General features: G+C 69.7%; 23 protein-coding genes. 18 read left to right on the top strand and 5 right to left on the bottom strand.

Annotation, left to right across the window (positions count from 1 at the left end):
- Positions 1-75 precede the first annotated feature (75 nt).
- Together ACZ6ZD_RS01660 and ACZ6ZD_RS01655 are read left to right on the top strand one after the other, a co-directional pair.
- Positions 76-864, top strand: a complete 789-nt coding sequence (locus ACZ6ZD_RS01660; protein WP_465667279.1) for a CPBP family intramembrane glutamic endopeptidase — start codon at positions 76-78, stop codon at positions 862-864.
- Entirely contained in the window at positions 861-1,586 is a 726-nt protein-coding gene (locus tag ACZ6ZD_RS01655; protein WP_465667278.1) for an SDR family oxidoreductase, read from the top strand. Before ACZ6ZD_RS01660 ends, ACZ6ZD_RS01655 begins: the two co-directional genes overlap by 4 nt.
- On the opposite strand, the gene ACZ6ZD_RS01650 is transcribed toward ACZ6ZD_RS01655, so the two are convergent.
- Positions 1,583-3,166: an amidohydrolase family protein gene (locus ACZ6ZD_RS01650; protein ID WP_465667276.1), complete on the bottom strand. Its 1,584-nt coding sequence runs from the start codon at positions 3,164-3,166 to the stop codon at positions 1,583-1,585. The genes ACZ6ZD_RS01655 and ACZ6ZD_RS01650 overlap by 4 nt on opposite strands.
- A gap of 57 nt (positions 3,167-3,223) precedes the next feature.
- On the opposite strand from ACZ6ZD_RS01650, the gene ACZ6ZD_RS01645 reads away from it, so the two are divergent.
- The 7 genes from ACZ6ZD_RS01645 (at position 3,224) to ACZ6ZD_RS01615 (ending at position 9,560) form a co-directional block, all read left to right on the top strand.
- Positions 3,224-4,018, top strand: coding sequence for a MerR family transcriptional regulator (locus ACZ6ZD_RS01645; RefSeq protein ID WP_465667274.1), 795 nt, complete (start codon positions 3,224-3,226; stop codon positions 4,016-4,018).
- A 10-nt stretch (positions 4,019-4,028) separates the two neighbouring features.
- The gene (locus tag ACZ6ZD_RS01640) at positions 4,029-4,976 is read left to right on the top strand and encodes an ABC transporter ATP-binding protein (protein WP_465667272.1); all 948 of its coding nucleotides are present in this window, start codon (positions 4,029-4,031) and stop codon (positions 4,974-4,976) included.
- On the top strand, positions 4,976-5,758 hold the full coding sequence (locus tag ACZ6ZD_RS01635; protein WP_465667271.1) for an ABC transporter permease: 783 nt from the start codon (positions 4,976-4,978) through the stop codon (positions 5,756-5,758). The genes ACZ6ZD_RS01640 and ACZ6ZD_RS01635 overlap by 1 nt, the downstream gene beginning before the upstream one ends.
- Positions 5,758-6,558, top strand: a complete 801-nt coding sequence (locus tag ACZ6ZD_RS01630) for an ABC transporter permease (RefSeq protein ID WP_465667269.1) — start codon at positions 5,758-5,760, stop codon at positions 6,556-6,558. The genes ACZ6ZD_RS01635 and ACZ6ZD_RS01630 overlap by 1 nt, the downstream gene beginning before the upstream one ends.
- Positions 6,559-6,595: 37 nt before the next feature.
- Positions 6,596-7,621, top strand: a complete 1,026-nt coding sequence (locus ACZ6ZD_RS01625; protein WP_465667267.1) for a hypothetical protein — start codon at positions 6,596-6,598, stop codon at positions 7,619-7,621.
- 6 nt (positions 7,622-7,627) lie between these two features.
- On the top strand, positions 7,628-8,719 hold the full coding sequence (locus ACZ6ZD_RS01620) for a hypothetical protein (RefSeq protein ID WP_465667265.1): 1,092 nt from the start codon (positions 7,628-7,630) through the stop codon (positions 8,717-8,719).
- A gap of 94 nt (positions 8,720-8,813) precedes the next feature.
- Complete coding sequence (locus ACZ6ZD_RS01615) at positions 8,814-9,560, top strand: hypothetical protein (RefSeq protein ID WP_465667263.1); 747 nt, start codon at positions 8,814-8,816, stop codon at positions 9,558-9,560.
- Here ACZ6ZD_RS01615 and ACZ6ZD_RS01610 read toward each other — a convergent pair.
- Positions 9,549-10,703 carry a phosphotransferase family protein gene (locus tag ACZ6ZD_RS01610; RefSeq protein ID WP_465667261.1) on the bottom strand — a complete coding sequence of 385 codons (1,155 nt, stop codon included), beginning with the start codon at positions 10,701-10,703 and terminating at the stop codon, positions 9,549-9,551. The genes ACZ6ZD_RS01615 and ACZ6ZD_RS01610 overlap by 12 nt on opposite strands.
- 62 nt (positions 10,704-10,765) lie before the next feature.
- Here ACZ6ZD_RS01610 and ilvA point away from each other — a divergent pair, with 62 nt between their 5' ends.
- Genes ilvA through ACZ6ZD_RS01590 form a run of 4 tightly spaced genes read left to right on the top strand, consistent with a single transcriptional unit; the run spans position 10,766 to position 14,963 of the window.
- Positions 10,766-11,968, top strand: a complete 1,203-nt coding sequence (ilvA, locus tag ACZ6ZD_RS01605) for a threonine ammonia-lyase (protein ID WP_465667260.1) — start codon at positions 10,766-10,768, stop codon at positions 11,966-11,968.
- Positions 11,969-11,977: 9 nt separating this feature from the next.
- Entirely contained in the window at positions 11,978-13,285 is a 1,308-nt protein-coding gene (locus ACZ6ZD_RS01600) for an extracellular solute-binding protein (protein WP_465667258.1), read from the top strand.
- Positions 13,282-14,160 carry a carbohydrate ABC transporter permease gene (locus tag ACZ6ZD_RS01595; protein ID WP_465667256.1) on the top strand — a complete coding sequence of 293 codons (879 nt, stop codon included), beginning with the start codon at positions 13,282-13,284 and terminating at the stop codon, positions 14,158-14,160. Before ACZ6ZD_RS01600 ends, ACZ6ZD_RS01595 begins: the two co-directional genes overlap by 4 nt.
- Complete coding sequence (locus tag ACZ6ZD_RS01590; RefSeq protein WP_465667254.1) at positions 14,157-14,963, top strand: carbohydrate ABC transporter permease; 807 nt, start codon at positions 14,157-14,159, stop codon at positions 14,961-14,963. Before ACZ6ZD_RS01595 ends, ACZ6ZD_RS01590 begins: the two co-directional genes overlap by 4 nt.
- Here ACZ6ZD_RS01590 and ACZ6ZD_RS01585 read toward each other — a convergent pair whose 3' ends face one another.
- On the bottom strand, positions 14,964-15,377 hold the full coding sequence (locus ACZ6ZD_RS01585; protein WP_465667252.1) for a MarR family winged helix-turn-helix transcriptional regulator: 414 nt from the start codon (positions 15,375-15,377) through the stop codon (positions 14,964-14,966). It abuts the gene before it with no gap.
- 88 nt (positions 15,378-15,465) lie between these two features.
- Between ACZ6ZD_RS01585 and ACZ6ZD_RS01580 the strand changes: the two genes are divergently transcribed.
- Positions 15,466-16,944, top strand: a complete 1,479-nt coding sequence (locus ACZ6ZD_RS01580; RefSeq protein ID WP_465667250.1) for an MFS transporter — start codon at positions 15,466-15,468, stop codon at positions 16,942-16,944.
- A 101-nt stretch (positions 16,945-17,045) separates the two neighbouring features.
- Positions 17,046-17,957, top strand: coding sequence for a hypothetical protein (locus tag ACZ6ZD_RS01575; protein WP_465667248.1), 912 nt, complete (start codon positions 17,046-17,048; stop codon positions 17,955-17,957).
- A gap of 18 nt (positions 17,958-17,975) precedes the next feature.
- Here ACZ6ZD_RS01575 and ACZ6ZD_RS01570 read toward each other — a convergent pair whose 3' ends face one another.
- Complete coding sequence (locus ACZ6ZD_RS01570) at positions 17,976-19,112, bottom strand: phosphotransferase (RefSeq protein WP_465667246.1); 1,137 nt, start codon at positions 19,110-19,112, stop codon at positions 17,976-17,978.
- A gap of 299 nt (positions 19,113-19,411) precedes the next feature.
- Here ACZ6ZD_RS01570 and ACZ6ZD_RS01565 point away from each other — a divergent pair, with 299 nt between their 5' ends.
- Genes ACZ6ZD_RS01565 through ACZ6ZD_RS01555 form a run of 3 tightly spaced genes read left to right on the top strand, consistent with a single transcriptional unit; the run spans position 19,412 to position 21,826 of the window.
- A complete protein-coding gene (locus ACZ6ZD_RS01565; protein WP_465667245.1) occupies positions 19,412-20,389 on the top strand; it encodes an ATP-binding cassette domain-containing protein in 978 nt (325 codons plus the stop codon).
- Entirely contained in the window at positions 20,386-21,225 is an 840-nt protein-coding gene (locus ACZ6ZD_RS01560) for an ABC transporter permease (protein ID WP_465667243.1), read from the top strand. The genes ACZ6ZD_RS01565 and ACZ6ZD_RS01560 overlap by 4 nt, the downstream gene beginning before the upstream one ends.
- Positions 21,226-21,283: 58 nt before the next feature.
- Positions 21,284-21,826, top strand: coding sequence for a hypothetical protein (locus ACZ6ZD_RS01555; protein WP_465667242.1), 543 nt, complete (start codon positions 21,284-21,286; stop codon positions 21,824-21,826).
- A gap of 51 nt (positions 21,827-21,877) precedes the next feature.
- Here the strand turns inward: ACZ6ZD_RS01555 and greA are convergent, their stop codons facing one another.
- A complete protein-coding gene (gene greA, locus ACZ6ZD_RS01550) occupies positions 21,878-22,390 on the bottom strand; it encodes a transcription elongation factor GreA (protein ID WP_171677394.1) in 513 nt (170 codons plus the stop codon).
- Positions 22,391-22,628 lie beyond the last annotated feature (238 nt).

Genomic DNA, 22,628 nt, shown 5'->3' with positions numbered 1-22,628 from the left:
CGGTGGGGTTAGGACCACCCCACAGGGTGGTTCAGCGCCCTGGTTGTCACGGACTGTGCCGAGCAGGCTGAGCGGGTGACGACGAATGTGGTGGAGAGCAAGACCGTGACGGGACGCCGGTTGGCGGAGTTCGGTGTGATCTGCCTGGCGCTGAGCTGGGCTCCATGGGTGCTGATGCGGCTTCTGGAAGTGCCGATCGACGAGGGTGCGGGCCAACTGGTCTTCGCCCTCGCCGCGTCCGGGCCGTCTCTGGCCGCGCTGGTCCTGTGGATCTGGCACCGGGAACGACGGAAAGGGGTCAGCTGGACGCCGGTCTGGCCGGTCGCAGCCGTCGTACTGGGTGCGGCCGCGCCGCTGCTGGCAACTGCGGCTATCGGCAATCTGGCTGAGCTGCCCGGCCATGCGAGCTCGGTGATCGCAGGGGCCGGCGGATTGCTCGGTGCGGCCGCCTACACCTTCTTGGCTGGGCCAGTGGCGGAGGAGTTCGGTTGGCGCGGGTATGTGCAGCCGCGGCTGCGTCAGTACTACGGTCCGCTCGCGACGACCGGCATCCTCGGTACGGCGTGGTGGCTGTGGCATGTGCCGCTGTACTTCCTGCCTGGTACCGGACAGCACGAAGACGGCCTGTACACCCAACAGGGGCTGGTGTTTCTGCTGGAACTGTTCCCACTGACCTATCTGATGCTGTTCGTCACCGAACGGCTGCGGGGCGGCGTACCGGCGGCCATCTTGATGCATGCCGCCTGGAACCTGACCAGCGAGCTGGTGCCGCCGCTGGGTGACGCAGTCTGGTTGGAGCTGGCCGGTGTGACCGTGGTGGCGGTTGCCGCGGGCTGGTGGTGGCGGCGTACCTTGCGGGCATGACACAGGTGGCGGTTGTTACTGGCGGTGGGTCCGGGCTCGGTCGGGAGATGGCGCTGGCGCTGGATGCGGCCGGCTTCCAGGTCTATGTCACCGGGCGGACCGAGGCGAAGCTGTGCGAAACGGTCGAGCTGGGCAGCACAATGCAGTACGCCGTACTCGATGTGGTGGACGGCGCCGCCGTACGGGCGTTCTTCGCGGGGCTGCCGCGGGTCGACGTCCTGGTCAACAACGCGGGGACCGGAGCGCCGGCGGCCGCCGTACCGGACGTCGCTGAGGCGGACTGGCGACGAGTCGTCGACACCAACCTGACCGGGTCGTTCCTGTGTGCGCAGGCGGCGTTCGCGCGGATGCTGACGCAGGAGCCGCAGGGCGGGCGGATCATCAACAACGGTTCGATTTCCGCCCACACCCCGCGGCCGCAGAGCATCGCCTACACGGCCAGCAAACACGCGGTGACCGGGCTGACCAAGCAGCTGGAGCTGGACGGGCGGCCGCACGGGATCACCGCCTGCCAGATCGACATCGGCAACGCTGCGACCGCGATGACCGAACGGATGGAGCAAGGCGCGCTCCAGCCGGACGGGTCGATCGCGGTCGAGCCCACCTTCGATCCTCGGGTGGTGGCCGACTTCGTCGTCCACGTCGCACAGCTCCCGACCACGGTCGCCGTCCCGCACCTGATGGTGATGGCGGCCGGCATGCCCTACGCCGGCCGCGGCTAGGGCTTGGTGCGCGACAGGTCCACGTCGGTCAGCGGGTACCACGCACCGGATGGGTCCTGCTCCCGCATGGGGTCGTTCCAGCGGAGGCGGACCCGGTCGGGCTGGGCCTCCACGATGGTGACCTCCTCCCAGTCTGGGCCGTCAGTGCGGGCCCACCACGGGTCGGCCAGGCTGGCGAGACCGTCGCGTTCGACGACCTCGACGGCGGTGTCGTGGTCGGTGACCGGGCCGAGGGCTGCGTGGAAGGTGGTGAGCGGCTGCCAGCCGCCCGTGAGCGGTACGACGTGGCCGAGCAGCTCGCCGTCCTCCCGATGCACGTCCTCCGGCCCGGGGAAGCCCGGCCACATCTCCTTCAGCGTGGCGACGATCCGCGCGGTCGTCCCGCCGATGAACTCGATCCCGGCCAGCTCGGTCGCGCTGCCGGCGTACTCCGCCGGGACGACGGTCGTCCCCTCGACCCAGGTCCGACGGACCCGGTGCGTGGCCGTGATGTCGTCCAGCGGGTCGCCGTCGACCAGGACGAGGTCAGCCCGCGCCCCAACGGTCAGCCGGCCGCGGTCGGCCAGCCCGAACGCCTCCGCCGGCACCGACGTCGCGGCCGCCAACGCCTCACCGGGAGTGAGCCCGGCGCGGACGAGGTGCTGGAGTTCACGGTGCAGCGACGCACCGAAGATCAGGCCCGGGTTCGGGGCGTCGGTGCCCGCGAGGATCGGTACGCCGGCCTGGTGCAGGGCAAGGACGTTCGCACGGGAGTCCGCGCCGTCCGGGGCCTCGGGCGGCATCCAGCGCAGCGCCTGCTTGTCGAGCAACCGGCGCCAGCGCGCAGGCATCCGCGCGACCAGCTCGCTCTCCTCAGCCAGCGGCAGCGGCGAACCTGGCGTGCTGTAGCCGTCGATGACGTCGAGCGTCGCGATGACGGCCACGCCGGCGGCGGCCACCTCGGCTACCTGCTCGGCCGACATCGCGTCCGACGGAACGTGCGCGAGGATGTCGACCCCGCAGCGGACGACGGTGACCGCACCGGCCGCGGTCGAGACGTGCGCGACCACCTTCAGCCCATGGCCGTGCGCCGCCTCGACCAGGGCCCGGATCGTGGCCTCGTCGAGACTCGGGATCTGCATCATCGCGCCCGAGCCGTCGTCGTAGATCAGCTTGAGGTGGTCCGCGCCCTCGGCGATCCGGTCGGCCACGAACTGCTCCGCGTCGGCGGGTCTGTCGACGTACGGGAAGGTGCCGTAGGCGATCGTCGGGTGGCCGCCGGGCGCCGTGGCGCCGACGGACGACGTCCGGAAGTCGGCCCCGGCCGCGCGCTCGGAGGTGATCAGGTCGGGCAGGCTGAACAGGTCGATCAGCATCGTGACGCCGTACGTCGCCGCGAGTTGCGTCGCGCCCGGGACGAGGTGGACATGGGAGTCGATGAGCCCGGGCAGCAACGTGCCGCCGTCGAGGAGCTCGTCGCCGGGCCGAGCGATGTCAGGGCCGCCGATCGCGGTGATCCGGCCGTCGGCCACCCGCAGGCAGTCCGCGGGGAGCAACTGACCGCGGTCGACGAGCCGGGTACGCAGAAAAGTGATTGCCATGTTTCGGACGCTAAGGGCTGACGTAACGTCACCCTCCAGCGATTACAGTCAGCTTTTATGGAACGCACGGTCAGCGAGGTCGCGAAACTCGCCGGGGTGTCGGTGCGGACGCTGCGGCACTACGACGCGATCGGCCTGCTCCCGCCCGGCCACATCGCCTCGAACGGCTACCGCTACTACGGCCGGCCCGAGCTGATCCGCCTGCAGCGCATCCTGCTGCTCCGTGAGCTCGACGTGGCGCTCCCCGAGATCGCCCGCATCCTCGCCGAGCCCGCCGACGAGATCGCCGCGCTCCGCGGCCACCGCGAGCAGCTCGAGCGGGAGCGGCACCGCCTGGACGACGTGATCGGCGCGGTCGACCGGACGATCGAGGGCCTGTCCGGCGACGACTCCTTCGGCGATGAGGAGTTCTTCACCGGCCTGACCGCGGCCCGGGAGCGGCTCGAAGAAGACCTGACCGACCGCTTCGGCCCCGAGGTCGGCGCTGCCTTCGAGGCGGCGGTCCGCGCGACCGACGGCTGGTCCCGCGAGGACTACGAACAGATGGCCGACGAGGGACGCCGGTTGCTGCTGCGAATGTCGGCCGCCCGGGCGCGCGGCGTCGTCCCGGATTCGCCGGAGGCGCTGGAGCTGACCCAGCTGCATTACCAAGGCGTCCTGGAGCTGTGGCCGGCCGATGCGACCGGCTACTACAACCTCGGCGCCATCTTGCTGGACAACGCCGAGCAGCGCGCGATGATCGCGTCCGTCGACCCCGAGTTGCCGCCCTGGCTCTCGGCCGCGGTGCAGGCGTACGCCGTCCGCAGGCTCGGGTACCAAATCGACAAGAAAACTGTCGACGACTCCGTCTAGGGTCGGTTCCGTGGCTGAACAGCGGGAGTCCCTGGTCCATGCGCGCGAGCTGAAGAAGTCGTACGGCGACTTCGAGGCGGTGCGCGGGATCGACCTGGACGTGTGGCGGGGCGAGGCCTTCGGCTTCCTCGGGCCGAACGGCGCCGGTAAGTCGTCGACGATGCGGATGATCGGGGCCGTCTCGCCGACCAGCGGCGGCACACTGCGGATCCTCGGCCTCGATCCGGCCGCCGACGGCCCGGCGATCCGGGCCCGCCTCGGCGTATGCCCGCAGGACGACACCCTCGACACCGAGCTGACCGTCCGGGAGAACCTGACGATCTACGGCCGGTACTTCGGGCTCAGCCGCGCCGAGTGCAAGGAGCGCGCCGACGAGCTGCTGGAGTTCGTGGCGCTGACCGAGAAGGCGAAGGTCAAGGTCGACGAGCTCTCCGGCGGGATGAAGCGGCGGCTGACGATCGCCCGCTCGCTGGTCAGCAAACCCGATCTGCTGCTCCTCGACGAGCCGACCACCGGCCTCGATCCGCAGGCCCGGCATCTGCTGTGGGACAAGCTGTTCCGGCTCAAACAGGCCGGCGTCACCCTGATCATCACGACCCACTACATGGACGAGGCCGAGCAGCTCTGCGACCGGCTCGTCGTGATGGACGGCGGCCTGATCGCGGCCGAAGGGTCGCCGGCCGAGCTGATCCGCGACTACTCGACCCGCGAGGTGACCGAGCTGCGCTTCGGGCCGGAGGTGATGTTCTCCGATCACGAGGCCCTGGCCGGCAAGGTCGAGGATCTCGCGCAGCGGATCGAGGTCCTGCCGGACCGGATCCTGCTCTACACCGACGACGGCGAGCGCGCGGTCGCCGCCGTCCACGAGCGCGGGCTGCAGCCGGCCGCCGTCCTGGTCCGGCGCTCGACGCTGGAGGACGTGTTCCTGCGGCTCACCGGCCGGACGTTGGTGGACTGATGGCCCTCGCGCTGGAGAACGGCCGCCGTCAGTTCGACTACTGGCTGACGGTCTACAAACGGACGTGGAAGGGCAGCCTGATCAGCAGCTTCCTGCTGCCGATGCTGTACCTGGCCGCGATGGGTATCGGCCTCGGCTCGTTCGTCGACAGCAACGGGACGGGCGCGCTCGGCGGGGTCAGCTACCTGCAGTTCATCGCGCCCGGCCTGCTCGCCGCGACCGCGTTGCAGATCGCCGTCGGCGAGTCGACGTACCCGGTGCTGAGCGGCCTGAAGTGGCAGAAGTTCTACCACTCGATGATCGCGACGCCGCTGCGTCCCGCGGACGTCGTCTACGGCCAGCTGACCTTCATCGCGTTCCGGGTCGCGAGCACCTGCGTGGTGTTCCTGGCCGTGATCGCGGCCTTCGGCGGGCTGCACTCGCCGCTCGGCGTCCTCGCGTTACCCGTGGTGATCCTGGTCGGGATGGCGGCGTCCGCGCCGGTCGTCGCCTTCGCCAGCACGCTGGCCAACGACTCCGGCCTGGCGATGGTCTTCCGGTTCGGCGTCGTCCCGGCGTTCCTGTTCTCCGGCGCGTTCTTCCCGGTCTCCCAGCTGCCGAACTGGATCGAGTGGCTGGCCTACCTGAGCCCGCTGTGGCACGGCGTCCAGCTGTCCCGCGATCTCAGCCTCGGCACGCTGCATCCGTGGCTCGTGCTGCTCAATCTCGCGTACCTGCTGGCCTGGTTCGGGATCGGGACGTGGCTGGCCGTCCGCGGCTTCACGAGGAAGTTGATCGGCTGATGGCGACCTTGACCGCCCGGGTCGTCCCGGTCCCGATCCGGCTCGGCGGCCGGCACATCATCGAGCGGAACTTCCTGCTCTACCGCCGGTCCTGGGTCGTCTTCCTGTCCGGCTTCACCGAGCCGGTCTTCTACCTGCTCTCGATCGGGATCGGCGTCGCCCAGCTGGTCGGCGACTTCACGCTCTCCGACGGCACCAAGATCGGGTACGCCGCGTTCGTCGCCCCGGCCATGCTCGCGAGCTCCGCGATGAACGGCGCGATCTTCGACTCGACGTACAACATCTTCTTCCGGATGAAGTACGCCAAGCTCTACGACTCGATGCTGGCCACGCCGCTCCGGCCGTGGGACATCGCCACCGGCGAGGTGACATGGGCGCTGCTCCGCGGCGCCTGCTACTCGGCGATGTTCGTGCTGGTAATGCTCGCCCTCGGCCTGGTCGAGTCCTGGTGGGCGCTGCTCGCGCTGCCCGCCTCGGTCCTGATCGGCTTCGCCTTCGCCGGCGCCGGCATGGCCCTCACCACCTTCATGCGCAGCTGGCAGGACTTCGAGTTCGTCCAGCTCGCGACCATCCCGATGTTCCTCTTCTCGGCCACCTTCTACCCCATCGAGACCTACCCCACCGCCATCCGCTGGCTCGTCGAGCTCACCCCCCTCTACCAAGGCGTCCACCTCGAACGAGCCCTCACCACCGGCACCGTCAGCTGGTCCCTCCTCCTCAACGCCGCCTACCTGCTCGCCATGGGCGCCACCGGCATGTACATCGCCTCCCGCCGCCTGGGAGCGCTACTGCTGAAATAGGCGGAACAGACTGCGGTTGGCCTGCGTCGGAGGGTGCGTGACGGGTGTTCTGATGTATCAGTGGTTCGGCGAGTCGCTCGACCTGTTCGTCGAGCAGTTCGGCACGGAGGCGTTGGCCCGGGACGTGGTGCTGCCGAGCGAGTTCCTGCCGAAGGACTACGACGGCTCGGAGCGGGCGGCGTTGGCCTTGTGCCGGCGGGTGTGTGAGCGGTTCGGCGTACCGACGGAGGACATTCGGATCAGTTTCCGGTGGTTCGAGGTGCGGGAGGCGGCGCGCTCCGAGGCTGCGCGGCTGACGCGGAGAAGCCTGCGCGACCAGATCGAGTCGTCGCCGGACCCGGAGCAGGTCAGTCGGTCGCGCGAGCTGTTGGCGCTCAGCGGGCTCCCGGACACCGTCGGCCGGGACAGATACGAGGCGCTCGAGCGCGCGGGTTTCGCGCCGGAGCTGGAAGTGCTCACGTGCAACGAGGTCATCCATGAGCTGAACCGGTGCCAACGGATTCGGCTCACCTCCGGGGCGGAGCAGGACGCGGCCCGGCAGGCGGCGAAGGACGAATGGGAAAACGGTCTCACCAGGGCGGCGGGCGGCTGGACGGATCTCCGCAAGCTGTCGAACGGCGCGGCGACCGAGTACGACGCCTCGATGGTGATGGTCGGGGCGGACGAGCTGGCGGATCCGGCCCGGCTGGTGGCGATCGTCGCCCACGAGCTCGGTCACGAGGTGCTGGGGCGCGGCCGGCTCGACCTCGACCGGCCGGATGCCGAACCGCTGATCGATCTGTTCGGCGTCTTCCAGGGGTTCGGGATCTTTCTGCTCAACCACGCGCAGAAAGGTGAGGGAGCAGACGCCGAACGGCTGGGGTACCTCGGCCCCGTCGGCATGACCGAGGCGCTGGCCGACTGCCTGGCCCGGCGGCATCTGCTGTTCGGTGAGTCGCTCAACCCGCCGTGGGAGCTGGAGGTGGATCGGGGGCTGCGGCAGCGGCTCGTCGAGCGGGCGCACGAGCGGGCGCGCGAGCTGGCGGCAAGTCGTGGGAACGCTTCGACGCCTAGCGGTGTCTGAGCTGACATGGGCAGCTTTCGGGAGTGGATTCGGAAGTACAAGAAGGCGTATCACGCCGCGCTCGACCCGTTGATCGAGCTGCCTGGCGGGTTGGAGTCCTGGGTCGAGGAGTCGCTGGAGTGGTACGTCGAGCAGTTCGGCGACGAGCCGTTGCGGCGGGACGTCGTCCGTCCGAGTGAGTTTCTGCCGGCCGAGTGGGACGGGTCGGAGGCGGCGGCGCGGGAGTTGTGTTTGCGAATTTGTGAGCGGATCGGCGTGCCGGCCGACAACATCCGGTTCAGTTTCCGGATGGTGGAAGTGCGCGAGGCGGCGCGCTCGTTCGCGGCTCGGGCCCTACGGCAAGGTTGGCAGTCGGACGCCGAGTCCGGGGATCCCGAGGGGATGCGGCGGGGCGAGTTGCTTGCGATCACCGGGTTGCCGGACCGCGTTCCGCAGGCCGAGTTCGAGGCGCTCGAGGCGGCGGGCTTCGAGCCGGAGCTGCAGATCCTGTCGATTGCCGAGGCGACCCGCGAGATCCACCGATGCGAACGGATCCAGGCGCTGGAGGGGCTGGAGCGGGTTGCGGCGCTGCGGTCGGCGCAGGCCTACTGGGATGACGATCTGGATCTGAACGTGGCCGCGTGCTGGCGTGACCTGCGTCCGCTGCCGCAGGGCGGGACCAGCGCGCACGATGCGTCCGCGATCATGCTGAACGCGCGGACGCTCGGGAACCCGGCAGCTGTGGTCGCCGAGGTGGTGCACGAGCTCGGGCACGAGGTGCTGAACCGCGGCCTGGTCACGACGAGCCGGCCGGACAACGAACACCTGGTCGACCTGTTCGGGGTCTTCCACGGCTTCGGCATCTTCTCCCTCAACCAGGCGCTGGAGCGGACCGGGGTCCTGCGCATGCGACGTCTGGGCTACCTCGGCGAGCGCGGGATGACCGAGGCGATGAGCAACTACCTGGCCCGCCGGCATCACCTGATCGGCGAGCGGTTCGAGCCGGGTTGGGATGCGGAGATCGACTGGCAGCAGCGGTTCACGGTCACCGAGCGAGCGCGCGAACTGGCCAAGAAGACGCCAAGTGACGGGAACACTTCGGTGCGTAGCGACGTCTGAGGGGCATGGGCAGCTTCCAGAAGTGGTGTCGCCGTGCAGAGTCACCCGCCGAGTGGAGGCGCGAGCCGGCCGCGAAGACGGCATGATGCATCCGGTGCGGAATCCGATCGGCGCGCTGCGGCGCGCGCAGCAGGTGCGGGCGCGGCTGAAGGCGCCGACGCAGCGGTTACCGGGTGGACGCCGACGCTGGATCCGCGCCTCGATGGACTGGCTGACCAGCGAGTTCGGCGAGGAGCTGTTGCGGCGACCGATTGTTGTGCCGGGGGAGCTGGTGCCGGCCCAGTACGACGGGTCGCTGCCGGCGGCTGAGGAGCTGTGCGCGCGGGTGGCGGAGCGGATGGGGTTGGCGGTCGGGCAGTGTGTGCTCAGCTTCGGGCTGGCCGGTGCGCAGCGGACGGCGTCCCGCGGGACGGTGCTGGAGTCGCACGGGCGGTGGGTGCGCGGCTCGGCCGGTAACGAGATCCAGCTCGCGCCCGAGTTGGCGACCGATCCGGTCGCGCTGGTCGCGATCTACGCACACGAGGTCGGCCACGAGCTGCTGCTCGGCGACGGCCGCATCACCTTCGCGCACCGCCCCGACCACGAGCCGCTGACCGACCTGCTCACGGTCTTCCACGGGCTCGGGATCTTCACGGCCAACGCGGCGTACGAGCGGCGTCCGCACCCGAGCGGTCGTGGCAAGCAGCCGCTCGCCCGCGGCTACCTGCGCGAGACTGCCCTCGCCGAAGCCCTTGCGTACTACGCGTTCCGGCGCGGCGAGCGTCGTCCCGACTGGGACAAACACCTCGACCCGCCCGTACGCCGAGTCATGCGCAACCAGCTCGCCGTCCTACACCGCTAGGACAGCCTTCAGCCACCAGAAGGTGCCGCTGGTCATGGCTTCGCGCTCCGGGCCGACGAGGTTCTCCATCAGGTGCAGCGCGGTCGTTGCCTGGTGCAGCGCGCCGAGCTGGTTCGCGAGCTCGAGCGCCCGGCGCAGCTCGGGCATCGGTGCGTACTCCGTCCATTCGGCCAGGTACGCGTCCTGAACCCGGGCGTCCATCGACAGCGGCGACCGCTTCTCGACGAACGTGACCAGGTCCAGGAACGGATGGGACACCGCCGCGTCCGTCCAATCGAAGGCGAGCACCTGACCGTCGCGGATCGCGACGTTCCGCGGGTGCAGATCGCCATGCACCAACGTCTCCGGTACGCCGATCGCCGCCAGCTCAGCGATCGCCGTACGCAGCTCGTCCCGTCGTGCCGGGATCCGGGCGCGCTCCGCGGGATCCAGCCGCTCGGTCGCCGCATTCGGCCCGAGCACGCGGTCGATCCCGGCCTCCAGCACGCTCAGGCGACGGTCGACACAGCTGATGTCGAGGAGATGGTCGTCGCGGCCGACATAACTGCGCTGTAGCCGCGCGTGGCTGCGGAGGGTCTCGATCCACACCTCGACCTCGGTCTGGTCGGACAGCAGCGAGCCGAGGTCGGGGAGGAGCATCCAGACTCGCTCGTCGTCGATCGCGAGCGGCGCCGGAACCGCGCCGGAGAGCGCGTTCAGTAGCAGCGGTTCGTGAGCGAACAGCAGTGGCAACTTCGCCGGGGGGAGCGTGCTGGAGTGGGCGTGTGCCTTGAAGTACACGTTGCCGTCGGCAGTCGGAACGCGCAGCACGTTCGACAGGCCCCACGTCCGCACCTGGACCGGTCGGCCGATCCTGGTCAGGTGGCTGTCGATCCAGGGCAGCGCTTCGGCGTACCAGCCCGGTCGGGTCCACGGGACGGCGCTGTCGTGGGTCGGGGGCGGGACCGGCTCGCCGGGCGGCAGATCGCCGACGACGAGGTACGTGATCTCGTCCGGCTCGTTGCGCAGACAGGTGAGCACGTAGGCGTCCAGACCCGCGAACACGCGCTCGACGTCCGGGAACCAGACGTCGCCTTCGACCTCCCAGGACGGCGGCGTGCTGAACGTGTTCTCCGGCCCGGCCAGCACCGCCGTGATCTTCATCGATGCAGAGTAGCTGGCCGGCAAAGCGCCGCGCCTGGGCCTTTTCCTCGTAGTGTGAGGTTGTGATCGATGCCAAGGACATCGCCCGGGCCGCGGACCTGCTGCACGACGTGGTCGCGCCGACGCCGTTGGAGTACTCGCGCTGGCTGAGTGAGCTGGTCGGCGGCGACGTGTTCCTGAAATGCGAGAACCTGCAGCGCACCGGCTCGTTCAAGCTGCGCGGGGCGTACGTGCGGATGGCCCGGCTCTCGAAGGCCGAGCGAGCCCGCGGGGTGGTCGCGGCGAGCGCGGGCAACCACGCGCAAGGGGTCGCGCTGGCCGCGCAGCTGCTCGGGATCAAGGCGACCGTGTTCATGCCGCACGGCGCGCCGATCCCGAAGGAGAAGGCGACCCGCGCGTACGGCGCGGAGATCCGCTTCGAGGGGACGTCGATCGACGACTGTCTGCGCGCGGCGCTCGCGTTCGAGGCGGAGACCGGCGCGGTGCTGATCCATCCCTTCGACCACCCGGACATCGTGGCCGGTCAGGCGACGACGGGCCTGGAGATCGTCGAGCAGTGCCCGCAGGTCCGGACGGTCGTCGTCCCGACCGGTGGTGGCGGTCTGGTCGCCGGGATCGCGTCCGCGATGCAGCGGGACGGGATGCCCATCGAGGTGGTCGGCGTCCAGGCGGCAGGAGCCGCGGCGTACCCGGCCTCGCTCGCGGCCGGTGAGCCGATCCAGCTCGCGAAGATGGCGACGATGGCGGACGGGATCGCGGTCGGCCTGCCCGGGAAGGTTCCGTTCGAGGCGATCCAGGCGTACGTCGGCGACGTCCGGACGGTCGACGAGAACTCGCTGTCCAAGGCGCTGCTGCTCGTCCTCGAACGCGCGAAACTCGTCGTCGAGCCGGCCGGCGCGGCTGCGGTGGCCGCCGTCCTGGATGCGCCGCGGACCTTCAAACCGCCGGTCGTCGTGGTGCTGTCCGGCGGCAACATCGACCCGCTGCTGCTGATGCGCGTCATCCGGCACGGTATGGCCGCCGCGAACCGGTACCTCTCGCTGCGGGTGCGCATCCCGGACACCCCCGGCGGTCTGGCCACGCTGCTCACCCAGCTCGCCGAGCTGGACGCCAACATCATCGAGGTCCTGCACGAGCGGATCTCCGAGTCGCTGAGCCTCGACGAGGTCGAGGTCGCGCTCCAGCTGGAGCTGCGAGGTGAGGAGCACCGCGATCGGGTACTGGCCGGCCTGACCGGCAACGGTTACAGCTACACCTTGAACTGAGGAGCCCCTGTGAAGAAGACGATCATCGCCGCGGTGGCGCTCAGCCTCGCCGCTTGTACGCCGGGATCGGGCAGCTCGAGCGGGCCCGCGAGCGCGCCGAGCAGCGTGCGGACGGACGCCGCCGCGCTCGGTCAGGTCGAGCTGACGGTCTGGGACCAGGAGGTCCGCGGCGGGCAGGCCGCCCAGATGGCCGCGCAGATCAAGGCGTTCGAGGCGAAGTACCCGAATATCAAGATCAAGCGGGTCTCGCGGTCGTTCGACGATCTGAAGACGACGCTGCGGCTGGCGCTGTCGGGTAACGACGCGCCGGACGTCGTCCAGGCCAACAACGGGCGCTCGGACATGGGCGAGTTCGTGAAGGCCGGTCAGCTGGTGCCGCTGGACAAGTGGGCCGAGGCGTACAAGTGGGGTGATCGCTACCCGGCTTCGGTGTTGCAGTACTCGCGCTACTCCGCGGACGGCAAGACCTTCGGCGAGGGCAACCTCTACGGGCTGCCGCAGGTCGGCGAGGTGGTCGGGGTCTACTACAACAAGACCAAGGTCGCGAAGCCGCCGACGAGCTGGGCCGAGTTCGAAGCCGAGCTGGACAAGGCGAAACGGGCCGGCGACGTACCGCTGCAGTTCGGCAACCTGGACAAGTGGCCGGCCATCCACGTCTTCGGCACGCTGCTCGACAACTACGCCGAGTCCGATCAGATCACCAAGCTGGCGTTCGGCCGCCCGGGCGCGACCTGGAAGGCCCCGGCGAACGAGCAGGCCGCCGCGGCCCTCGTGTCCTGGGTGGACAAGGGCTATTTCAACAAGGGCTTCAACGGGCAGGGCTACGACCCGGCCTGGCAGGAGTTCGGCAAGGGCAAGGGCGCGTTCCTGATCGCGGGCACCTGGCTGCAGGCCGACCTGCAGAAGGCGCTCGGCGACCAGGTCGGATTCATGCTGCCGCCCGGGACGAAGTCCGTCACCGGCGGGACCGGCCTGCCGTTCGGCATCACCAACAAGTCGAAGAACCCGGACGCCGCCGCGGCGTACATCAACTTCATCACCAGCCCGGAGGCGATGAAGACGTTGACGAGCACGGGGAACCTCCCGATCGCCGACACCGCCGCTCAGCAGGCCCCGGCCGGGCTGGCCAGTGACATCTTCAAGGGCTTCGGTACGGCGGTCGGCTCCGAGCTGCTCGTCCCGTACCTGGACTACGCGACCCCGACCATGTACGACACGATCGGCGCCGCATTGCAGGATCTCCTCGCGAAGAAGGTCACACCGCAACAGTTCCTGGACAAACTGGAGGCCGACTACAGCAAGTTCGCCGGCAAGTGAGCTCGCCACCCGGCGAGCCGCGCCGGATCGGGTACCTCTACGTCCTGCCCGCGCTGCTCGTGTACGGCGCGTTTCTCCTGTATCCGCTGGGCCGCGCCGTCCATCTGTCGCTGTTCGAGTGGGACGGGATCACCCTCGGCAAGTTCGTTGGCCTGAGCAACTATGCGGACGTCGTCCGGGACGCCGGACTGCGGGCCGCGTTCGGGCACGCGCTGGTGCTGATCGGCTTCTACGCCGTGCTTCCGGTGCTGATCGGGCTCGCGCTGGCGACCGTGCTGCAGCGGGCGCGCGTCCGTGGGCTCGCGTTCTTCCGGACGATCGTCTTCCTGCCGCAGGTGATCGCGATGGTCGTGGTCGCCGTGGCTTGGCGGCACATCTACGCGCCGGACGGCCCGCTGAACGACGTACTACGGGCGATCGGTCTGGACGACGTCGCCCGCGGCTGGCTCGGCGACTACGCGTTCGCGCTGCCCGCGGTCGGTGTGATCGGGACGTGGTTCGAGACCGGGCTGGTGACGGTGTTGCTGCTGGCCGGGATGGCGCGGATCCCGGCCGAACGGTACGAAGCGGCGCGGCTCGACGGTGCCGGGCCGCTGGCGGAGTTCTTCGCGGTGGTGCTGCCGGCGGTCCGGGGCGAGATCGCGGTCGCGGTGACGTTGACGATGATCGCGGCGCTGCGGACGTTCGACCTGGTCTACGTGACCACGAGTGGCGGTCCGGGGACGTCGACGAGCGTCCCGGCGTACGAGGTCTACCACCGGGCCTTCGAGCTCGGGCAGGTCGGCTCGGCGGCCGCGATCGGGGTCTGCCTGACGGTGCTGATCTTCGTGATCACGCTCGGGGTCAACCGGCTCGCGGATCGGGGTACGGCATGAGGGCGTCGGCGGGGGAGCGGATCGGCAACTACGTGCTGCTGATCGCCTTCGGCCTGTTCGCGCTCGGGCCGATCGTGACGATCGTCGCCGCGGCGTTCGGGCCGGACGACGCCGGCGGCGGGACGAGCGGTTTCGGGAACTTCGGCCAGGCCTGGGAGATCGGCCAGTTCGGGACCTATTTGCGGACGAGCGTCGCCGTCTCGGTCACTGTCGTGGTGGTCAGCGTGCTGCTGTCGATCCTGTCCGGGTACGCGTTCGGGACGATGCGGTTCCGCGGCGCCGGCGTCCTGTTCTACCTGTTCCTGCTCGGGATCATGATGCCGACCGAGGCGATCGTCGTCCCGCTGTACTTCGATCTGCGTACGCTCGGGCTGACCGATACGTTCCTCGCCGTCGCGCTACCGCAGGTCGCGCAGTCCGTTGCCTTCGGCACCTTCTGGATGCGGGCGTACTTCCGGTCCTCGTCGCGGGCGCTGGTCGAGGCCGCGCGGCTCGACGGCGCCGGCTCCTGGCGGACGCTGTGGCTGGTCCTGGTGCCGCCGGCGCGGCCCGCGCTGGTGACGCTGATCGTGCTGGTCTTCATGTGGACGTGGAACGAGTTCCTGATCCCGTTGGTGATGGTGACGTCGGAGTCGCTGCGGACGGCGCCGCTCGGGCTCGCGTTCTTCTCCGGGCAGTACACGTCCGGGTTCACGCTGCTGGCGGCCGGGGCCGTGATCGTCGGGACGCCGGTCGTGCTGGTCTACGCGTTCCTGCAGCGCCACTTCATCGCGGGCATGCTGGAGGGCGCCGTCCGCGAGTGACTACTCGCAGGACTTGAGGAGCGGAGCATGCAGCCGCTCGGCCAGCACCGCGCGCTGCGTCGGCTGGGCCTCGGCCTGGCGGCGCAGCCCCTCGGCGGTCAGCTGCACGATGACGGCCCGCCGATCCTGCGTGCAGGTGTCGCGGGTGACCAGGCCGTCGCTCTCCAGCCGGGCGATCACCCGGGAGAGCGCGCTCTGGCTCAGGTGCACCGACTTGGCGACCGTTGCGATCTTGGACGAGTGATCCGGCAGCTCGGCGAGCCGCTCGAGCACCTCGTACTCGCTCATACCGAGCGCGTGCCCCGCCTGCAGCGCGCGATCGAGCGCGCAGGTCATATCCGCGTGCCGAGCGAGCAACTCGCGCCAGGCGCGGACGTCGGCGGTGGTCTCAACGCTGACCTTCGTGGCGGTCATGGTCGCGACCTTATCATGCACGTGCAATGTATGCAAACGCATTTAATGCCTAGACATTAGATGCGCGTGCATGCAATAGTCTCTGCTCGTGACTGAAACGCACACCACACCAGCCCGCATGACCTGGGACGCGCGCCTGTGGGGCGCCCTCCTCGTGGTCTGCGGCGTGATCTTCCTCGACGGCCTGGACGTCTCGATGGTCGGCATGTCCCTGCCGTCCATCGGCGCCGATCTGGGCGTTCCCCTCTCCTCGCTCCAGTGGGTCGTGACCGGGTACGTGCTCGGGTACGGCGGCCTGCTGCTCCTCGGCGGCCGGACCGCCGATCTGCTCGGCCGCCGCCGCGTCTTCCTGATCGCGCTCGCGGTCTTCGCGGTGGTCTCGATGCTGAGCTCACTGGCCACGAACCCCGAGCTGCTGATCGCCGCGCGGTTCGTGAAGGGCGTCGCCGCCGCGTTCACCGCGCCGGCCGCGCTGTCCATCATCACCACCACCTTCCACGAGGGCCCGGACCGCAACCGCGCGCTCTCGATCTTCACGACCTGTGCGGCGTCCGGCTTCTCGATGGGCCTGATCCTCGGCGGCGCGCTGACCGAGGTCGGCTGGCGCTGGACCTTCCTGATGCCCGGCCCGGTCGCGCTGATCGTGCTGCTGTTCGCGATCAAGCTGATCCCGAACAGCCCGCGTGAGGACGTCACCGGCGGGTACGACGTCCCCGGCGCGGTCACCGTCACCGGCGGCATGCTCTCGCTGGTGTACGCCGTCGTCGGCGCCGAACACGCCGGCTGGGTCTCGGTCCAGACGATCGGGATGTTCGCGCTGGCCGCCTTCCTGCTGACGGCGTTCGTCGTGATCGAGCTGCGGACGAAGAACCCGCTGGTCCGGCTCGGCATCCTGCGCAACGGCGCGCTGCGCCGCGCCAACCTGGCCGGTCTGACCGTCTTCGGCGCCTACATCGCCTTCCAGTTCATCGGCACGCTCTACCTGCAGAACCTGCTCGGCTGGTCGTCGCTGCAGACGGCGCTGGCGTTCCTGCCGGCCGGTCTGCTGGTGGTCGGGTTGTCGCCGAACGCGGGCAAGATCGCCGACCGGGTCGGCACCGACAAGATGATCATCGGCGCGATGCTGCTGTTCGTCGTCGGGTACGCGCTGTCGCTGCGGATCGGCCCGGAGTCGGCGTACTTCGCGACCGTCTTCCCGAGCATCATGCTGATCGGCGCCGGGTTCGCGATCGGGTTCCCGGCGCTGAACATCCAGGCCGTCTCCGGGGTGGACGACGAGGAGCAGGGGCTCGCGTCCGGCCTGTTCAACACCGCCAACCAGGTCGGCGGCGCCGTCGTCCTGGCCGTGGTGACGGCCGTCATCAGCAGCCAAGCGGCCGGCGTCACGACCTCGGCCGGGATGCTGTCGGCGTACAAGCCCGGTCTGGCCGTGGTCACCGGGGTGTCTGTTCTTGGTCTGGTGATCGCTCTGACCGGGCTGCGCGACCTGCGGCGTCGCCGGGCCCTCGAGCAGCAGGAAGCGGCTGAGCTGGCCGCCGTCCAGGACGAGCTGGCTCCGGTCGCCTGACCCGCGATCCGCGGGCCCCGGGCTACTCCCCGGGGCCCGCGGTCCGGTGTTCGGGGTGATCCCGGATTGGTTTCGGCCCTTCCGGGTGCTGGACTGTGTGTATGAGCGATGAGAGCGGGTACGACGGGCGCGTCAAGGACATCCTGGACCGGGTGGCCAAGGGGCACCTGTCACCGGATGAGGCCAGCACGCTGATCGCCGCCCTGCGGCCCGACACCCCGTCCACTCCCACTGCGGCGCCGGCGTCCGACCCGACGCCGTCGGCGTCCGCCTGGGCCGACGCGACCGACGCGCCGGACGCCGTCCCGCCGGTCGCTGTCGTCCCGGACCCGGTCGTCGAGGAGGCGCCGGAGGAGGAGGTCGAGCACAGCAGCGTGCCGATCCCGTCCGGGGTGCGGCGGGTGACGATCCGGGCGGTCGGCCGGCGGGTGCGGCTGATCGGCGAGCCCGCCGTGAACGGCGTCGCCGTCGACGGGCCGCACGTGATCAAGAAGGACGGCGACACCCTCGCGATCAACAGCGAGGGCGACATGGGCGTCTCGATCGACGGGTTCAGCATGCTCCGCAACCCCACCGACCTGAAGGCGCACGTCAACGGCCTCGCCAAGGAACTGCAGATCCGCGTCAACCCCGACCTCCAGGTCGAGGTCGAGGTCACCGGCGGCTCGGTCAACGCCGAACGCGTCCCCGGCCTCACCCGTGTCCGGGTCACCGCCGGCACTGCCAAGGTCACCGACGTCGACGGCCCCGTCGACGTCCTCGTCCAGGCCGGCTCCGCCACCCTCGACGCCCAACTCACCAAGGGCCGCTCCCGCGTCCGCGTCGAGTCCGGCATGGCCACCGTCAACCTCCGCCGCGGCTCCGACGTCCACGTCCACACCGAAGCCCAACTCGGCCGCGTCAACTGGACCGGCGCCGTCTCCGGCCAATCCAAAGACGTAGAAATCGGCCGCGGCCGAGCCGCCCTCGACGTAGAAGTCCTCGTAGGCTCCGCCCAAATCTCCGCCGACTGAATCGAGTTGTGTTGGGGGCTACTCGGTCAGGAGCTTGGTGGCTTGGGTGGCTAGGTGGGTGGCTTGGGGGTGGCTGGTGGGGGTTAGCCAGCCTTGGGTGAGGTTGGGGGTGCCGCCGTTGGTGAGTGTCATTTGGTAGTCGAGGCAGGCTAGCCAGAGGGGGCGCAGGTTGAGGATTTGGGGGAGGCGGCGGAGTTCTTCGTCGGTGGGCTGGATGTGGCGGCGGTAGGCGTGGAGGGCGGGTTCCAGGTTGGCTGGGTTGCCTTCGGCGGTGGTTCGGAGGAGCCAGGCGAGGGCGGGGAGGCGGGGGCCGCGGCCGGAGCCTGCCCAGCCGACGATGGTGAGGGCGCCGGGGGAGCCGACGGCTGACCAGAGGTGGTAGTTGCTGTGGGTGAGGGCTTCGGGTAGGCCCTCGGCGTCGTCGGCCAGCTCGACCTGGTCGCGCAGCCACTCGAACTGCTCACGCCCGGCGTCCGGCACCTTGTCCTCGACGGCGGCCAGGAAACTCATCGCTGCGGCCACATCCTGCTTCGGACGGCCGACGTAGAACCCGCCGTCCGCCTCCTCCGCACCGCCGTCCCTGGCAACAGCGCCGCCGGCCGGAGGAAGCGCGTGCAGCCGCCCCAGCAGGTCGCCCAGCTCCGCCGCCACCGCGGCCGAGTCGCTGCGGCCGTGCTCATCGGTCGGACGGCCGCCGTCCACGAACTGCGTCACAATCACGCCGCTGTCATCGCCGAATCGCGACACCGGCTCGTCGTGAGCGATCCGCTCCGCCGGGAAGTCGTGCGCGGCCAGGAACCGCAGAATCTCCGCATCACCCTCGACACGCGCGAGCTGGTCCGCAGGTGACGAGAACACCCGTGCGATCCACGGCGGACCGTCCACCCGCCGTACGAGCAGCGTCGACGGATAGTGGCCCGGCCAGGAACCGCGCGGCCGGGACGCCGGATCGTCGTCGATCGGCGCCAGCGAGCTGATCCGGACGCCGTACCGGGCCTCGAGGTGCTCCTTGAGGTCGGCATGCTCGAACGGACGCGTCCGCGCGAACGGCGATCGGTTGATCTGCTCCAGATCGGCGAGCGCCTGGGTGTACCGCTGCCCGGTCTCACGGGCCCGCCGGCGGACGACGCGTTTGAAACTGCCCTGCTTGGTCATGACAAGCCTCCTCGACACGTCCTCGTCCCCCAGCGACGCGACATGCGATTCAGGCCTGGACACAGCGCAACCGGCCTTGAGGGTGGATTCCCCTTCGCCATCGCGAGGACCCCGCTGGGGGAGGTCCGCAGAGGCTGGGCGTAAGCCGACGCCGGATCCCATCCTGCGGACGGCCGGACGGCGTTGTCAACGGCGTCCGGCGACGAACCCGCAGCGTGCCGTGGCGCAAAGGTGGTGAAACTGTCGGCGGGGTCCGTCAGGATGGTGGCCTGCATCACATTCTGAGAGGGGACGGGCGGATGGCTGCCATCGAGGCGACAGGCCTCGTGAAGACTTTCCGGAGCCGGAAGAGCGTCGTGAAGGCGCTCGACGGGATCGATCTGGAGGTACCCGAGGGGAGCGTGCTCGGGCTGCTCGGGCCGAACGGCGCGGGGAAGACGACGTCGGTCCGGGTGCTGACCACGCTGATGGAGCCGGATTCCGGGTCCGCGCGCGTGCTCGGGCACGACGTGGTGAAAGAGGCGGACACGGTCCGCTCGCTGGTCGGGCTCTCCGGGCAGTACGCCGCGGTCGACGAGCTGCTCACCGGCCGGGAGAACCTGTGGATGTTCGGCCGCTTGTACCGGCTGGACAGCAAACGCGCCAAGCAGCGGGCCGAGGAGCTGCTGGAGGTCTTCGACCTGACCGAGGCCGCCGACCGGACGCTGAAGACGTACTCGGGCGGTATGCGGCGGCGGCTCGACCTGGCCGGCTCGCTGATCGCGCACCCGAAGGTCCTGTTCCTGGACGAGCCGACGACCGGCCTCGACCCGCGGTCCCGGATCGACCTGTGGAAGATCATCCGGGACCGGGTCGCCGAGGGCGTCACGATCCTGCTGACCACGCAGTACCTGGAGGAGGCCGACGAGCTGGCCGACAGCATCGTCGTCGTCGACCACGGCGCCGTGATCGCCCGCGGCACGGCCGACGAGCTCAAGGCGAAGGTCGGCGGTGAGCGGATCGAGGTCGTCGTCCACGATCCTGACGAGACCTACCGCGCGCTCGAGCTGCTGACGGCGTCGCTCGGCGTCAGCGACCCCGAGGCGACCACGCTGGAGCAGCACAGCCGGCGGATGACGCTGCCCGCGCCCGGCGGCTCGGAGGCCCTGGTCGACGTGATCCGCACCCTCGACGCCGCCGGGATCCGGATCGCCGACATCGGTCTGCGCCGCCCGACCCTCGACGACGTCTTCCTCACCTTGACCGGCCACGAGGCCGAGCAGAAGGAGCAGGTATGAGTACGACGACCGGCCCGGCCCGGGTCAACCCGGTCGCCCGCGCCTTGTCGGACGCCGGAATCCTCGCCTGGCGGAACCTGAAACGGATCCCGCGGACGCCGGACATGCTGATCTACGCGACCATCCAGCCGATCATGTTCGTGCTGCTGTTCGCGTACGTCTTCGGGAACGCGATCCCGATCCCGGGCTTCCCCGGAGCGCGCGCGTACCGGGAGTTCCTGATGTCCGGGATCTTCGCGCAGACGATGGCGTTCGCGGTCGCCTCGGCCAGCGTCGGGCTGGCCGACGACATGTCCAAGGGCCTGATCGACCGGTTCCGTTCGTTGCCGATGGCAAGGTCCGGGGTGATCGCCGGGCGAGTGATCGGCGACCTGGTCTTCAACACCTTCGTGATGGTCGTGATGGTCGTCTGCGGGTTCATCGTCGGCTGGCGCTGGCACAACGGCTTCGTCCAGGCGCTGGCCGCCTTCGCCATCCTGCTCCTGTTCGCCTTCGCCATGCTCTGGGTGGGCGCCCTGATCGGCCTGTCCGTCGGCAGCGCCGAGGTCGCCGCCTCGGCCGGCCTGATCTGGCTCTTCCCGCTCACCTTCCTGTCCAACGCCTTCGTCCCCACCCCCAACCTCCCCAGCGGCCTCCAGCCGGTCGCCGAGTGGAACCCCATCTCGGCCATCGTCGCCGCCTGCCGCCACCTCTTCGGCAACCCGTCCCCCTTCGCCAGCCCCACCGGCTTCCCCGCCCAGCACCCAGTCCTCCTCTCCCTCCTCTGGTGCCTCGTCATCATCGCCGTCTTCGCCCCCCTCGCCGTCCGCAAATACCGCCACGCCACCAGCCACTGACCCCGCGCGTAACGCTGCGGCGGCTCGGGCGATACACGGGCAAGGGGATGGGGGCGGTATGACGCGGGAAAAGGTTCTGGCGATCGTGATCCCGGTGGTGGGGCTGGTGATCGCGTTGTTGGCTTGGCAGTATCCGGTGGCGCCGCGGGATGACAAAGCGCAGCCTGAGGTGCCGGTGCCGACGCAGGTGACGGTTACGGCGCCGCCGACAGCGGCACAGGTCAGTACGCCGCCGGTTCCGGTGCGGACGACGCAGACGGTGACTGCGGCGCCCGCGCAGTACCGGGTTCCCAAAGGGTTCGTGGGGAGCTGGCAAGGTGCGATCGACCAGTCGGGCAGTAGGGACTACACCGTGATCGTCACCATCGCGGCCGGTGCCGTCGGCGACAGTCTCGGGGCGGTCGAGTATCCCGAGCTGGGGTGTGACGGCATCTGGCGCTTGGCCGGAGGCACCAGTAACAGCATCCGGGTCACCGAAGAGATCCTCACCGGCTCGGGCTGTATCCAGACCGTGCCGATCACCCTCGTGCTCGACCGCGACCAGCTCCGCTACCTCATCAACACCCCGGTCACCGCCCGCGGCACCCTCCAGCGCCGCTGACGAAATGCGAAGCGGCCCGGCGGGAGGCCGGGGCGCTGCGGGGGAGAGGGGTCAGCCGGTGAAGGGTTCGGCGGCGACGATCTCTACGGTGACGGGCTTGCCGTTGGGGGCCTCGTAGGTGGCCTTGTCGCCCTTCTTCTTGCCGAGGATGGCGGAGCCGAGGGGGGACTGGGGGGAGTAGACGTCGATGTCGACGGAGGCGTCCAGGGCGAGGAGCTCGCGGGAGCCGAGGAGGAAGGTCTCGACGTCGTCGTCGCCGGCGAACTTGATGGAGACCTTCATACCCGGCTCGACCTTGCCGCCGGCCTTGGGGGTCTCGCCGACCTGGGCGCGGCGGAGCATGTCCTCGAGCTGGCGGATCCGGGCCTCGATCTTGCCCTGCTCGTCCTTCGCGGCGTGGTAGCCGCCGTTCTCCTTGAGGTCGCCCTCGTCGCGGGCGTCGCTGATCCGCTGGGTGATCTCGGCGCGCGCCGGGCCCTTCAGCTGCTCGAGCTCGGCCTTGAGCTGGTCGTAGCCCTCCTGCGTCAGCCAGACAACGCTCGCCTCTTCGATTCTTTGCGTCATGGGCTGCTCCTTGAGGGTTGGATAGGTGGGCAGGAAATGCTGCTGGCCGCCGTCGACGACGGCGACCAATCCAGTCAGCCTAGCAAGATCCGGCCCAGAACCCCACCGATCCAGGCGACCAAAGACGTCCGGGAAGCGTCTTCCAAACCCTTGACGACCGACTAGCAGCAATCGGTTGCCGAATCAGCTGTCCGGTCAACCACAAACCGGTGCTGACCTGCGCGTTTGCCGAAAAGTC

The sequence above is a fragment of the Kribbella sp. NPDC104218 genome, from assembly GCF_055584105.1.
Note: the sequence above shows the minus strand (reverse complement) of the source record. Positions and strands in the feature narration are given on the sequence as shown.

What these genes read in the sequence shown, in the direction of transcription:
- ACZ6ZD_RS01650 (WP_465667276.1), bottom strand. Translation starts at nt 3,166, where the DNA reads ATGGCAATCACTTTTCTGCGTACCCGGCTCGTCGACCGCGGTCAGTTG.
- ACZ6ZD_RS01645 (WP_465667274.1), top strand. Translation starts at nt 3,224, where the DNA reads ATGGAACGCACGGTCAGCGAGGTCGCGAAACTCGCCGGGGTGTCGGTG.
- ACZ6ZD_RS01630 (WP_465667269.1), top strand. Translation starts at nt 5,758, where the DNA reads ATGGCGACCTTGACCGCCCGGGTCGTCCCGGTCCCGATCCGGCTCGGC.
- ACZ6ZD_RS01565 (WP_465667245.1), top strand. Translation starts at nt 19,412, where the DNA reads ATGGCTGCCATCGAGGCGACAGGCCTCGTGAAGACTTTCCGGAGCCGG.
- greA (WP_171677394.1), bottom strand. Translation starts at nt 22,390, where the DNA reads ATGACGCAAAGAATCGAAGAGGCGAGCGTTGTCTGGCTGACGCAGGAG.
- ACZ6ZD_RS01655 (WP_465667278.1), top strand. Translation starts at nt 861, where the DNA reads ATGACACAGGTGGCGGTTGTTACTGGCGGTGGGTCCGGGCTCGGTCGG.
- ACZ6ZD_RS01590 (WP_465667254.1), top strand. Translation starts at nt 14,157, where the DNA reads ATGAGGGCGTCGGCGGGGGAGCGGATCGGCAACTACGTGCTGCTGATC.
- ACZ6ZD_RS01610 (WP_465667261.1), bottom strand. Translation starts at nt 10,703, where the DNA reads ATGAAGATCACGGCGGTGCTGGCCGGGCCGGAGAACACGTTCAGCACG.
- ACZ6ZD_RS01575 (WP_465667248.1), top strand. Translation starts at nt 17,046, where the DNA reads ATGAGCGATGAGAGCGGGTACGACGGGCGCGTCAAGGACATCCTGGAC.
- ACZ6ZD_RS01560 (WP_465667243.1), top strand. Translation starts at nt 20,386, where the DNA reads ATGAGTACGACGACCGGCCCGGCCCGGGTCAACCCGGTCGCCCGCGCC.
- ACZ6ZD_RS01635 (WP_465667271.1), top strand. Translation starts at nt 4,976, where the DNA reads ATGGCCCTCGCGCTGGAGAACGGCCGCCGTCAGTTCGACTACTGGCTG.
- ACZ6ZD_RS01570 (WP_465667246.1), bottom strand. Translation starts at nt 19,112, where the DNA reads ATGACCAAGCAGGGCAGTTTCAAACGCGTCGTCCGCCGGCGGGCCCGT.
- ACZ6ZD_RS01555 (WP_465667242.1), top strand. Translation starts at nt 21,284, where the DNA reads ATGACGCGGGAAAAGGTTCTGGCGATCGTGATCCCGGTGGTGGGGCTG.
- ACZ6ZD_RS01585 (WP_465667252.1), bottom strand. Translation starts at nt 15,377, where the DNA reads ATGACCGCCACGAAGGTCAGCGTTGAGACCACCGCCGACGTCCGCGCC.
- ACZ6ZD_RS01620 (WP_465667265.1), top strand. Translation starts at nt 7,628, where the DNA reads ATGGGCAGCTTTCGGGAGTGGATTCGGAAGTACAAGAAGGCGTATCAC.